A 12983-nucleotide genomic window follows, 5' to 3' on the forward strand; every position below is an offset into this window, starting at 1 on the left:
GGGTGCCTTGCGCACCTTTGTATTGGTCTGTCCGTCCTCTATCCCGGCAGGCATGTTACGCAATAAACCGACTGAGAAGCGTGCTAACGGACAGTAAAAATGTCCTTCCGTTACATTCAAGGGAAGGTTTGCGCTGCTTTAACGCAGCAATATTAGTGTACCAGTCCCCTTTTTCAAAGTCAAATGAAATGGCGAACAATTATATATGCCACTTGCTTAATGTTCGGAATTATGACCGAATTTCACAGTAAAAAACCGGTGATTCCAGTCTTGTTACCTTGACTGCATTTTCACCGGTACTTTTATATTTGCAATGGATTGACGCTACATATGGTATAGATCCTGATATCCGACCAAGCTAATCTCCTATTACTGGTTGTATCGGATAGCCTGTGTACCCCTGCTTAGAGTAATCGCAGTCTATCCGCTACATCGCGAAGGCATCATTATGTGCCCTCTCGTAATTGACGAATTTATTAAAGTTTTTCAAGAAGACTAATTCTACGGTTCCTACCGGACCATTACGCTGTTTAGCAATAATGATCTCAATAATATTTTTCTTCTCGGTTTCCTGGTTGTAGTAGTCATCCCGGTACAGGAAGGCTACGATATCAGCATCTTGCTCGATCGAACCGGATTCCCGCAAGTCACTCATCATCGGACGTTTATCCTGCCGTTGCTCTACACCCCGGCTAAGCTGAGACAAGGCGATAACCGGAACTTCCAGTTCCCGGCCAATCTGTTTCAGCGTACGTGAAATCTCGGATACCTCTTGTTGACGGTTCTCCCCGGCTTTACCACGTCCACTAATCAATTGAAGGTAGTCGATCAGAATCATACCGAGACCCTTCTCTTTTTTCAGACGACGGCATTTCGCACGAATATCAGCTACCGTAATCCCTGGCGTATCGTCGATGTAGATGTTGGCTTCGTTGAGAGCAGCAATCCCCATGGTCAGCTTCTGCCAGTCTTCATCGCCTTTGAATTCCCCTGTACGAAGAACTCCCGCATCCAGATTGGCCTCGGCGCAGATCATCCGTTGTACGAGCTGTGCCGCGGACATCTCCAGACTGAAGATGGCTACCGTTTCTTGTGCCCTGATGCCTACGTTCTGAGCGATATTCAAAGCAAAGGCGGTCTTACCTACAGATGGACGCGCCGCTACAATAATCAAGTCGCTACGCTGGAATCCAGCGGTCATCTTGTCCAAATCGATGAAGCCGGAAGGGATTCCTGTTGTCGTTCCCCGGTTCTGATGCAACGTTTCGACCTTGTCGAACACTTCCATGAGAACATCCTGGATGGCGATAAAACCACTACTGGAGCGTCTGTTGGAAATCTCCAAGATGCGGCGCTCCGCTTCCCCGAGCATACCTGCAACATCTTCTCCACCTGTGTAGCCTTCACTTACAATCTGCGTAGCTGTGCGAATCAGACGACGAAGCATCGATTTCTCTTCGATAATCTGCGCATAATAATCCACGTTGGCCGCTGTTGGCACACCGTGAGCAAGCTTGGCAAGGTAGCTAACGCCACCGATGTCCTCCAGCTCACCTTTATCCTTCAGACGCGAAGTCAGCGTAACAAGGTCAATCGGTTGATTTTCCTCACCTAGCTGGATCATCGCTTCATATATCAATTGATGGGGCTTATCGTAGAAATCCTCGGTTTGCACCCGTTCCATCGCTGTAATCAGAGCTTCGCCCTGCAACAGGATTGCACCCAGCACAGCCTGTTCGGCCTCTAGGTTCTGCGGGGGGACCCGGTCGAATAACATTTCGCCGCCCATCTTACTCCTCCGTTACCTGTACCTTCAAGGTTGCCTTCACCTCAGGGTGAACCTTGACGATCACTTGCGTTACACCGAGCGTACGGATCGGATCATCCAGCTCAATTTTGCGCTTATCTATTTTCAGGCCCTTTTTTGACAAAGCTTCCGCGATCTGTTTGCTCGTAATGGCACCGAACAGACGGCCGCCCTCACCCGCTTTTGCCTTGAGTTCCGTTACTTCTGCCTCCAGCTTTTTCGCAAGTGCTTCAGCTTCCGCTTTCTCTTCCTGCTTAAGTCTTTCTTCCGCTGCCTTCTGATTGTCCAGAGTCTTCATGTTACCCTCCGTTGCCGGACGAACAATTCCCCGTGGCAACAGGAAGTTCTGTGCATAACCCTCAGATACTTCCTTCACTTGCCCCTTCTTGCCTTGACCCTTCATATCTTTTATAAAAATGACTTTCATTCGAATAACCCCTCTTCCTTTTCGATTTCAGCCAGGACGTTCATCAGCCGTTTCTCCGCTTCTCCCAGCGTTCCTTCAAGCTGCACTGCAGCATTGGTTAAGTGACCGCCGCCACCTAATCGTTCCATAACGACCTGAACATTCATGCGACCCAGTGATCTTGCACTGATGCCAATCAGTCCATCCGTTCGCTCACTGATGACAAATGAAGCGACCACGTCGGTCATGTTCAGCAATGTGTCCGCCACCTGGGCGATCATCATCTGTGAGATCTTGTTGCCAGGGCCAGTGACCGCCAGCGCAATGTTCCCATATACCATTTTAGCATGCTTTATGATTTCTGCCTTAGCAATATATTCTGACAGATCCTCTTTCATCAGCTTCTGGACCATAATGGTATCTGCACCACTACGACGAAGGAAGCCCGCTGCTTCAAACGTTCTGGAGCCGGTATGCAGTGCAAAATGCTTCGTATCCAGCGTGATGCCGGCAAGTAGGGCCGTTGCTTCAAGTGGAGTGAACTGTACCTTTTCGTGAATATATTGCAGAAGCTCCGTAACAAGTTCAGCGGCAGACGAAGCGTACGGTTCCAGATAGATCAGTACTGCATCATTAATAAATTCCTCACCCCGGCGATGGTGATCCACGACCACCACACGCGTTGCAGATTGCACCAGTTTAGGTTCCATCGTCATTGAAGCCTTGTGGGTATCCACAACAACCAGCAGTGTGTGCTCTGTCATCAGCTGCGTCGCTTGCTCCGGTGATATCAAAGCTTTGGACAACTTCTCGTCCTTGTTGACCTGTTCCATCAGCCGTTCAATAGAAGGATTCATACCGTCCAGCACAATACGAGCCTCAACGTTGTACAGACTCGCTGCCTTCCATACCCCAATGGATGCACCGATGGCATCCATATCCGGCATTTTATGACCCATAACGATTACACGGTCACTTTCCTGCATCAAGTCCCGCAAGGCGTGAGCAATAACCCGCGCTCTGACGCGTGTGCGCTTCTCCACTGCATTGGACTTACCACCGTAAAACGATAAACGCTGACCCGACTTCACAGCCGCTTGATCTCCGCCTCGTCCAAGTGCCATATCCAGACTGGATTGTGCCAGTTCTCCCATCTCGCTGATGCTGTCTGAACCCGATGCAAGGCCAACGCTTAGCGTCATCGGCACTTTCAGATCGGCTGTCATCTCCCGAACTTCATCCAGAATAACAAACCGGCTCTGTTCAAGCTCCTGCAGAGACTTATGATTCAGCATCATCAAGTAACGATCCGACGAAAGACGACGGAGATACACGCCATATTGCTTTGCCCAGGCTGTAATCTCACTGGCAACTCGTGCGATCAGCGCTGTACGTTGTTGGTCATCCATGCCTTGAGCAGCCTCATCCAGATTGTCCAGAACGAGAATACCCAGCGCAATACGTTCATTCTCATATTTATCCCGCAATATAGCTAACTCGGTGATCTCGTACACATATACGTACCGCTCCTGCGGGTTGTGAATTACACCGTAATACCGATCATCCAGTTGGAATTCATCATGGAATTCCTTGGGGGAAGGTTCTTTGGATCCATCCTTATCCTTCTTCTCCTTCGGCTGGGGAAGATGTGGGAACAAGTTAAGCAGTGAGCTGCCGACGACCGTCTTCTCATGGAACATATCTGCAACGAAGCGGTTGTGCCACTCTATCGTACGATCCTCGCTATACAGCACAATTCCGAAGGGAAGCATGCTAACCGCCTCACCTTCCATACGTTTAATACGAATGGTAAGGCCATTAATATAGTCATTAAGCTCGCGGCGGAATGCAAGTTCTGCCTTGATCATGACGATTCCCAGCGCCGAAGCCAGTATCAGACTAATCAAACCAAGCGTCCAGTTATAGATAGTAACTAACATCACTAGTAGCAACAGCAGTATGAACGCCCATACGGTATAATAGCCGTGCCAGCGTTTCTTTAGAAATTTAGGCATGACTCATCACCCTATCGTTTTGATTTCGATATTGCCTCACGGATCGGGAACGCCAGATCAATAATTCCGACAATGCGAAGCGGACCAATGAAAAACACTGCTGCTCCCAATAAAAATGGGATAATCGGATTCCATTTTCTTGTATATGAGAGGAAAAAGAAGAAACCGATGGCTTGAATCATGAAACCAAGATTAATTAATGGTGACAAGTTCATCGCAATCATCTTCCAATATGATCCGTCGTTTTGTCTGGATACTACCTCAATAATCAACGCGAGGAAGTAATACCAGATCAATGCACGTGGCATACGCCATTCTCTTGCAGGTGGAAGTTTGGATACGTTCAAGCCCATAACACTCAGAATCGGACGAGCAATGATATGTGTAATGAATGCCATGACCATCGACGTAACGACCAGGGCAAAAGGAATCATTAACTGTGTTTGTTTCGCGATATCTTCAGTCATTTCAGGTGTCCAAACGAAACCATTGATCATCTGATTCGAAGAATTCGTGAGTGGCTCAATCGTTAATTGCACCACATCTCTGATATAACTGGACAGATCAAATTGGAAAATGAGACTGCCCACCAACAGTAACAACAAATATTCCGCCAGCATCGTTCCGGCACCTGTCATTAGAGCAAACAAGGCCGATTTTTGTTTCTTATACGCGTGACCCATAGCGATGGCTGGCAAAATCAAGATCACCATGAACAACAGATAAATCGGATGGACCATCACCAAAATAATAGCAACCGGCACTAGATGCAAAATAAAGGATTTTACAGATAGTGAGGCATACAAAATAACTCCCGGAATCATCATAAAAAATATAGAGAGCACCGATAAAGGAGTTAGTAGCGAAAGCAGCAAAAGTAAAAGCACTGCACTCCAGACAGCTGATTTAAAGCTAAATTTCAACAAATTCACCTCTTACGCATATGATCTTCTAGCGCGGAAATATCCTGGTACCAGTCTTCCAGCTGGTGACCTTCCTGTTTATGCTTTTTTAATTTCTCTACAAGCAGAGCATCGAGATCCTTAAATGGAATACCGAGCCGACGGCCCAATATGTAACTGCTCATCATTAAACTGGCAAGACTATCTCCGATTCGAATCGTGCTGCCTTCCCACAATGCTTTGAATAATCGGGATACTTGATCAAGTACTTCGGTTTTCAGCCATTCAATCACTTTAGCCCGCTTGGCTACATCCAGTTCTTTAGGCATTTGGCGAAAGTCACTCTCCCCCGAAAAAGCTTTATTCTCGATTATAGCATAAAAAAGGGGCCTGCAAAATTACCCCCAAAAGCGGAGAAATTCTCCTAAACTCCATGACAGGTGCGATGCCGAGCCCCGTTTGTCTTATCATATATATTCGTAATAATCGCTTTGATTATCCCTGCAAGCCCGCCATTTTTGAAAAGTAATCAACTATTTAGCTTTCATGGACTCCTTGGCAACAATTCCTTCACAGTATTCAATGATCTGACTGCGTCTCACAATGCCGATAAAACGTTCCATATCATCCACGACCGGGACAAAGTTCTGCACCTTGGCTAGATTAATTAAATCCTCCATATTGGCATCAATGGATACCGGCTTGATATCAAGTCTCAACGGAACGTCCTTGAGAAGAAATTTTGAAGCGTTTTCAAATGATATCTTCCCCTCGGCATTTTTCATATACCACAACAGATCGCCTTCCGTAACCGTACCAATATATTTGCCTTCCTTATTCAAAATAGGCACTGCTGTAAACCGATGATATTCCATCCGTTCCAGCGTTTGCCGCAGTGTAGAGTCCGACGTCACACATGTAACCTCTTGTTTGGGCAGCAAAAAAAACGCGATGTTCATACCCTCATATATCCTCCTTGTCTATTTCTCGTTCAACTAGATCGCTCAACTTATATTATACGTTATAGAACGAAGGATGTTCCAAAAGGATGAAGTTCTTACGCGATGAAAAGCCTCACACAAAGAAAAAAACAGCAGCCCGCTTAACGTACTGCTGATTGTTGTGTAAGACAAACCATCTGTATGGAGTTAACTATTCAATCTTCTGCCGGTCAGGAATCATGACTTCACCGGCTGGGGTCGATTGATCCATCCAGTTTTTAATCAGCTCTTTAGCATATTGAACATCTTTCTCATCGGCACGCCCATAATAAATGCCGTTTTTACGCATACCTTCGCTCAAAATCGTAAAGCTGGAAACCTGTGGTTTTTCCTGTGTCAGCACTTGTTTTGCCAGATCAATAATAAAGTTCGGCTGCATGTCGGTCTGAAAATTATCACCCATGATCTGGAATAACTCGGGGATCTTCGCGATCTGATTCAGATTCAACATTTTGTCTGCAAAAGCATTCAGGAAAATTTGCTGCCGATTCGTACGGTTAAAATCACTGTCTTCCCGATATCTCACGTAATAGAGTGCTTCCTGTCCGTCATAGATCGGTTTGCCGCCTTTTACCGTGAACTTTTCATGGTTTGGATCTTTGTTCACGATATCCTTATCAATTGGCAGTGATATGCCTCCGAGGGCGTCAACCACCTTTTTGATTCCCTGAAAGTTAATCGTTGCGTAATAACCTACGTCTGCATCAAGAAACTTTTCCACCGTATTGATGGACATATTCTCCCCGCCGAAGGCGTAAGCATGCGCGATTTTGTCATAATCATCCGTCCCGTCCTTGTCCGCATCTCTTCCTACGATCTGCACATACGTGTCACGCGGAATAGATACCAGAAGCACCCGAGATTCCTTCGGACGTACCACAGCATAGATGACTGCATCCGAACGTCCGCGTGACTTCTCGTAGTCTCGTTTATCGGAGCCCAGGAGCAACACAGAAAATGGTTCTTTACGATATACTGTTGGATCAGGCGTTTTATTACCTTCCTGCGGCACGTAAGATTGCGTTAGCTGCGCTTCTACTGTATCCGCCAGAAACAGGTCAAAAGCGGCCACAGCGAGCTGCTGACGGAAAACATAACCGCCAATGATCAGAACGACTAGGGAGATAAGTGTTATATAGAGGCCTTTGCGACTTTTTTTCTTCTTTTCTTTAGTTCTGCTTTTCATCCGTCGATTCCTTCTTCACTCTCAAAATTGAAATTCATTACTACCCATTAAACGTGAGCAACGTCTGATGACACGCCGTTCTCCAAACTTTTATTTCTCTTTGGGCCGGAGTACCGCTGATGCTCGTTCTATTGTAATCATTCCTGCATCATGAAAAGTTACAATCGGGTTAAATTGAAAAGAACAGCGCCCCCTTTTTCGGTTACAAAAGGTTCACTGTTCCTCCGTATCCTCTCATTTTACTTCTACATATTATGTGGATCCCAACGATCCCTCCGGTTGCTGCTTCTGTTTCTCTTTTTGACGAAGACGTCCCGTTACTAGAGCCACGATCAAGGTTAACACGCTAAAAATAACTGCTGACCAGAAAAGTCCATTGTACCCTTGACCTGTCGTTTGATGTACAGCCTGAAGCAACGTCTCCCGTATATTGGCATCTGGAATCTTGGACAACCCCGCCATGAGACTGGAGACATCATTTCCTGATGTTCCACCAGAAGCATATTGCTCCAGCGCGGCCGGTGGTACTTCAATTCCTCGATCCGCCAGACCTGACTGGATGTTCGAGCCCAGGTTAGAAAAAGAACGTGCCAGGAATCCGGCGAAGATCGTCGGCGCAATCGCCATCGCCATTTGACGGAACAAAGAGCTGGTTGCTACTGCAATACCTTTATTGTTCTCACCTGCCTGTTCGGTTACAAGAACGTTGACTGGCGCACCCAGCATCATGCCAAAACCAATACCGACAAGGGTACTCGCAATAACAAACTGCCAGATATGCTCTACCCATAGCGGGAATAATAGGAAACCAATCGCAGAGAGCAAGCCAGCTACCGACAATGTCCAGATTGGTCCTTTCCGGTCAACGAGGTATCCTCCTCCTCCTGCTCCAATCCCTGAAGCCAGTGCGAGCGGTGTAAACCAGTAGCCTGAAGCTGTGCTGGATACGCCTAGATATTGCTCTACAAAACCCGGAATGAAGATAACAGAGGCCAAAATGGCTCCTGAGAAAAAGGCAATGAGCAACGTCCAGCGGAAAGATGCAATGCCAAGCAGTTTTGTGGAAACGACCGGTTCACGGTCGGACCCTTCCAACCTTTTTTCCATAAAATAAAAGATCACCAGCACAGCTACACCCACTAGAAAGAAGCTATAAAACATTGGCGAAGCCAAGCTTTGAAGCATGTTCACACCGTCGAGATTACTGAAGCTGTACATCAGACTCAGTACGCCTAATGTTAAGACCGCTATGCCGCTCCAATCGACAGCTGCCCGGCTGAGCTCCTGTTCTTCCTGGATATAACGGATTCCGACAATGAACAGCAGGATTGCAATCGGTACGTTGATGAGAAACAACCAGTGCCAGTTGCCTGTAATATCAAGGATGAATGCGCCGATGTTAGGGCCAAGAATAGCTGCTATGCCGTTCATGCCTCCCAGAAGCCCCAGAGCTGTACCCTGCCGCTGAGCAGGAAACTTACTAAGCACATAAGAGCTCGCGATGATAAATATCCCGCCTCCACCAAGCGCCTGAATGACCCGGGCGATCAAGAAAAAGGTAAACGAAGTGCTTAACGCAACAAGGAGCGATCCGATTCCGAATAAAGCAACCTCAATGAGAAACAGTTTTTTGCGTCCAAATCGATCTGACAGCTTACCCGCAATGGGTACACTGATTGCAAGCCCAAGCGTGTATAGCGTAATCGTCCAAGCACCCCATGTTGGCGAAACACCAAACGAGGCATTTAATGTGGTCAGCGACGATGTAATTATTCCGTTATCCAGTGCGGCCATAAATACACCCACGGCAAAGAGAATCAATGGCCATTTCATTTCTTTTTGCATCCCGGATTCCTCCTTCATCTGATTCTGTACACTCTCGTACAACTCTTAATACCATCTATATAAACCTGAATGAATAATAATGACTCACTGGTCATTTTAAAATAAAGCGAGTCTATATGTCAATTGATGAATATCGATTAGACCCAATTTATGTAACACCTGCATTCCATTTCAATGATGTATTTCTCAGTCTCACGATTTAAAAAAAGAGGTTGTTCTCTGATCCCTTATCGGAATCAGAGAACAACCTTAGATCTTATTTTTTTACTGCATCAGATGACGGTTCAAGAATTTCTCTATCGCGCGGTAGAGATCCAGTTGATTCTCTACATTGGCGAAGCCGTGACCTTCATTCATTTTCAGCATATATGGCACGTCTACTCCACGTTTACGCAGTGCTTCGACAATCTGATCGGACTCGGCCTGTTTGACACGCGGATCATTGGCACCCTGAACAACAAATAGTGGTGCTTTCATCTGATCAACATGGAAGAGCGGTGAGATTGCGGTAAGCAGCTCTTTGTCCTTCTCCGGATCACCGACACGCTCATAAAACAGATTGCGCCCAGATTCCCAATATGGCGGTAGCGAGTTAAGCAGCGTAAAGATATTGGATGGGCCTACATAACTAACCCCAGCAGCGTATACATCCGGGGTGAAGGCCAGGCCAGCGAGAGCCGCATAACCCCCATATGATCCACCATAAATTGCGACTCGCTTCGGATCAACTGTACCTTCTTTTACCAGCCAGTTCACACCGTCGGTGAGATCATCCTGCATGGCTTTACCCCACTGTTTATTGCCTGCCTCTAGAAACTTCTTACCATAACCTGTTGATCCACGGAAGTTCACTTGCAGGACTGCATATCCGCGGCTTGCCAAGAACTGGACATCCGGAATATATCCCCATGAATCCCGGGCCCAAGGTCCACCATGCGGAAGAACAACCAAAGGAAGATTCGATGCCGTCGCACCTTGTGGCAGTGTCAGATATCCATGAAGGTCAAGACCATCCCGAGACTTGAACATAATTGGTTTCATATCCGCCATTTTGGTCTCATCAATCCATGGAGCCGTATCCGCCAGCTTATCGAGCTTGCCTGTTTTGGAATTATAGAAATAATATGTGCCCATCGATTTGTCACTGTATGATATAAAGAGTGCCTGCCCATCATCACTTGTGCTTATAATACCAACCTCTTTGCCAGGCACCTTGGCTTTGATATCCTGCATGAGTGTCTTGAACTCGTTGTCAAAATACTCATAATTGACCTTGTCTGTCTCATAGACTGCTGCAAGGATCTTGCCTTTTTCTTTGGAAGGAATAACATTGCTGACATCCACATCTTTGTTTTCAAAAAGAGTTCTGGTTACCTTCTTTGTTGCCAGGCTATATTCCACGACAGCCATCTTGTCTTGCTCCAGATTGGATACTGCGTACAGGTTTTTGTTGTCGCTTGTGAACATGACAGGAACAAACGTATCTCCCAGATCTGTTGTGAGCAGTGGCTGGAACGGCTGATTCTCCGCATCCCGATACAATAAGGAAGATACATTGCCATCACTGGATATGGCTACACGAATTTTTCCTTCATGGTCTGTCATCCAGCCTGTAATGTTACCCGGATTCTCGGCAGCAATAACTGCCTCCCCTGTCTTGATATTGATACGGTATACGTCAAAAACTCTCGCATCACGCTTGTTCATGCTTACCAAAATTTCATCTGGAATATTCTCCAAAGGATCGACAAGCATCGCTCTTGTATTTGGATAAGGCGTCAGATCTTTGCTATTTTTTCCATCGATATCTGTAATATACAGGTGGTAGTTCTCATCTCCAGCCGCATCCTTTGCATACAACAGCTTGTCATTCGTTGCCCATGCAAAACTAGCAATACTGCGATCTGTTTCACTTGTAATACGTACAGGCTTATCTTGACCATTTGCCGTAACCACGATGTTCATCCGATTGTTCCACGGCTCCATGTAAGCCAGATGTTTGCCATCAGGGGACATTTGAAAACCTGCCTGAGCAGGCTGTTTGAAGAAGTCCTCAAGCGGTGTGACCCCTGCTTTCTTCACATCAAGCCCTAGGGCAAGGTACAGTGCACTAGCAAATTCCCCATGCGTTACTGCTTGTTTTGCATGAAATGCATTACCTTCGATAATGAAATGTTGTTTAACTCGGACAGCATCATTCGCATGTACAGCCGGGATTTGGTCAGCATCACTGTAGATCACCTGTATACCGTTATCCTTCAATTCGAAAGCTCGTGTGAACAACGAAGCCATCTGGGCACGTGTGAGCGGAGCATCTGGCGCATACCCTTTGGTATTACCTTGAATGAGATCACCTTGTTTCAGCGCATAAATGGCTGGTGCTGCTGCATGATCAGACAGAACGTCTGCAAAACCTGTAAGGGTTGCCGGAGCATCCAGTTCAAGCACACGCTGCAGAATAATCGCAGCTTCAGCACGTGTAATAGGTGTTGCCGTTTCTTTCATTCCATCTGTGGTGCCATCTATGTATCCCAGTTGTTGCAGTGTCTGTGTTGCCTTGGAAACGATAGATTCCGAGACAGCCGCCGTAGGTTTGACTGCTTCGGCCGCCTGTACGGCAGGCTGAATCAAGGCAATCGACATGGCCATGGACAGCGTGAGTGCGTACACTTTTTTGCTAATCGAGTTCAAATGTTTTCCCCCTTATAAGTGAATTACAGGATAATGTGGAACTATACGTATCCTATTTTACTATGATTATCCATTTCGGAACAGCGGCAACTCTCCTTGACACGGGTGGTATGTTTAGTTTACTTTTGTGTTCGAAAATCCGTAATTCAACAGCTTGCGTGTCTCAACGAACCGCCCTTCCCTCGTATCTGATCCAAATACAACCGATATTAGCCGTTTGCCATCTCGCTCAGCCGTTCCAACGAAATGATACCCCGTATCCTTGTCATATCCAGTCTTTAATCCATCATTACCTTCATAAGCATATGGACCCCCGATTGAAGATAACATCCAGTTTGTATTGCTCATATAGATCCCCTTTTGGTGCAACGAGACTTGCATTTGATTGGAAACTTTAAGAATCTCGGGGTGATGGTTAAGCAAATATTGGGCAAGCTTGCAGGCATCCATCGCAGTCATTAACGTTTGACCCTGGATATTATGTGGACGATAAGGACCAAGCATAGTCTCGCTTAGACCTGTAGAGTTGGTGAAGTGAGTATCCCCTGACAGACCAATCTCAGCAGCCTTTTGATTCATCCGCTGTACAAATTGATGTTCTGAACCGCTGATATGTTCCGCCAAAGCAACGGTAGCATCATTGGCAGAATATACTGCCACCACTTGGAATAACTCCTGAACAGTGAATCGATCCCCCTGTTTGAGTGCAAGCTGATTCCCGCCAACAGAGCTGGCGTAACGACTAACATTAACAGGATCATCCCAACGAATATCTCCTCTCATTGCAGCCTCCATTACAAGTAGCTCGGTCATTAGCTTGCTGATACCTGCAGGAGCAATCTCTTCGGAGCCATTGTAATCCATCAGCACCTGTTCCGAATTCATATCCATCAAAACAGCCGACTCGGCTTTAATGCCTGGCTTACCAACCAGCATGTCCGGTTTTACTCCCAAATATATAATAACTAGTAAAGTGAATAACATTCCTGCGCGTTTCCACCATATTTTCATCGATTCATCACCTCTTACCTATATAGACGTAGCAAAGAGGCATTTTGTCTGCACTTTTTTGAGAATAAATTAAATTTTTTTTATTTTTTGGTTACAAAAAAAACATGGATTTCTTCCAC

10 protein-coding genes are annotated in these 12983 nt (G+C 46.2%); all 10 read right to left on the reverse strand.

The features are described 5' to 3' along the window. Nucleotides 1–427 precede the first annotated feature (427 nt). The 10 genes from dnaB to MHI38_RS16135 all read right to left on the reverse strand — a co-directional run bounded on the left by dnaB (nt 428) and on the right by MHI38_RS16135 (nt 12864). Nucleotides 428–1789, reverse strand: a complete 1362-nt coding sequence (gene dnaB / locus MHI38_RS16090; protein WP_090923572.1) for a replicative DNA helicase — start codon at nt 1787–1789, stop codon at nt 428–430. 1 nt (nt 1790) lies between these two features. After that, on the reverse strand, nt 1791–2234 hold the full coding sequence (rplI, locus tag MHI38_RS16095; protein ID WP_090923573.1) for a 50S ribosomal protein L9: 444 nt from the start codon (nt 2232–2234) through the stop codon (nt 1791–1793). After that, nucleotides 2231–4228, reverse strand: coding sequence for a DHH family phosphoesterase (locus MHI38_RS16100; RefSeq protein ID WP_090923574.1), 1998 nt, complete (start codon nt 4226–4228; stop codon nt 2231–2233). Before MHI38_RS16100 ends, rplI begins: the two co-directional genes overlap by 4 nt. Nucleotides 4229–4239: 11 nt before the next feature. Continuing rightward, nucleotides 4240–5151 carry a DUF2232 domain-containing protein gene (locus tag MHI38_RS16105; protein WP_090923625.1) on the reverse strand — a complete coding sequence of 304 codons (912 nt, stop codon included), beginning with the start codon at nt 5149–5151 and terminating at the stop codon, nt 4240–4242. A gap of 5 nt (nt 5152–5156) precedes the next feature. Further along, nucleotides 5157–5459 (reverse strand): MazG-like family protein, encoded by a 303-nt coding sequence (locus MHI38_RS16110; RefSeq protein WP_090923575.1) that lies wholly within the window; start codon nt 5457–5459, stop codon nt 5157–5159. Nucleotides 5460–5663: 204 nt separating this feature from the next. Next, nucleotides 5664–6089 (reverse strand): CBS domain-containing protein, encoded by a 426-nt coding sequence (locus MHI38_RS16115; RefSeq protein ID WP_090923576.1) that lies wholly within the window; start codon nt 6087–6089, stop codon nt 5664–5666. Between the two features lie 193 nt (nt 6090–6282). Further along, the gene (locus MHI38_RS16120; RefSeq protein WP_090923577.1) at nt 6283–7317 is read right to left on the reverse strand and encodes an LCP family protein; all 1035 of its coding nucleotides are present in this window, start codon (nt 7315–7317) and stop codon (nt 6283–6285) included. A 252-nt stretch (nt 7318–7569) separates the two neighbouring features. Further along, nucleotides 7570–9180, reverse strand: coding sequence for an MFS transporter (locus tag MHI38_RS16125; RefSeq protein WP_445667236.1), 1611 nt, complete (start codon nt 9178–9180; stop codon nt 7570–7572). Nucleotides 9181–9426: 246 nt separating this feature from the next. Beyond that, nucleotides 9427–11853: a S9 family peptidase gene (locus MHI38_RS16130; protein ID WP_154960422.1), complete on the reverse strand. Its 2427-nt coding sequence runs from the start codon at nt 11851–11853 to the stop codon at nt 9427–9429. A gap of 114 nt (nt 11854–11967) precedes the next feature. Beyond that, nucleotides 11968–12864: a D-alanyl-D-alanine carboxypeptidase family protein gene (locus tag MHI38_RS16135; RefSeq protein ID WP_154960421.1), complete on the reverse strand. Its 897-nt coding sequence runs from the start codon at nt 12862–12864 to the stop codon at nt 11968–11970. Nucleotides 12865–12983: the final 119 nt, after the last annotated feature.

This window comes from Paenibacillus sp. FSL K6-1558, assembly GCF_038002565.1.
Lineage (GTDB): Bacteria > Bacillota > Bacilli > Paenibacillales > Paenibacillaceae > Paenibacillus > Paenibacillus polysaccharolyticus.

Bases quoted from the DNA above. Each gene is read 5' to 3' on its own strand.
- rplI (WP_090923573.1), bottom strand. From the start codon at position 2,234: ATGAAAGTCATTTTTATAAAAGATATGAAGGGTCAAGGCAAGAAGGGG.
- MHI38_RS16135 (WP_154960421.1), bottom strand. From the start codon at position 12,864: ATGAAAATATGGTGGAAACGCGCAGGAATGTTATTCACTTTACTAGTT.
- dnaB (WP_090923572.1), bottom strand. From the start codon at position 1,789: ATGGGCGGCGAAATGTTATTCGACCGGGTCCCCCCGCAGAACCTAGAG.
- MHI38_RS16125 (WP_445667236.1), bottom strand. From the start codon at position 9,180: ATGAAGGAGGAATCCGGGATGCAAAAAGAAATGAAATGGCCATTGATT.
- MHI38_RS16110 (WP_090923575.1), bottom strand. From the start codon at position 5,459: ATGCCTAAAGAACTGGATGTAGCCAAGCGGGCTAAAGTGATTGAATGG.
- MHI38_RS16115 (WP_090923576.1), bottom strand. From the start codon at position 6,089: ATGAACATCGCGTTTTTTTTGCTGCCCAAACAAGAGGTTACATGTGTG.
- MHI38_RS16120 (WP_090923577.1), bottom strand. From the start codon at position 7,317: ATGAAAAGCAGAACTAAAGAAAAGAAGAAAAAAAGTCGCAAAGGCCTC.
- MHI38_RS16100 (WP_090923574.1), bottom strand. From the start codon at position 4,228: ATGCCTAAATTTCTAAAGAAACGCTGGCACGGCTATTATACCGTATGG.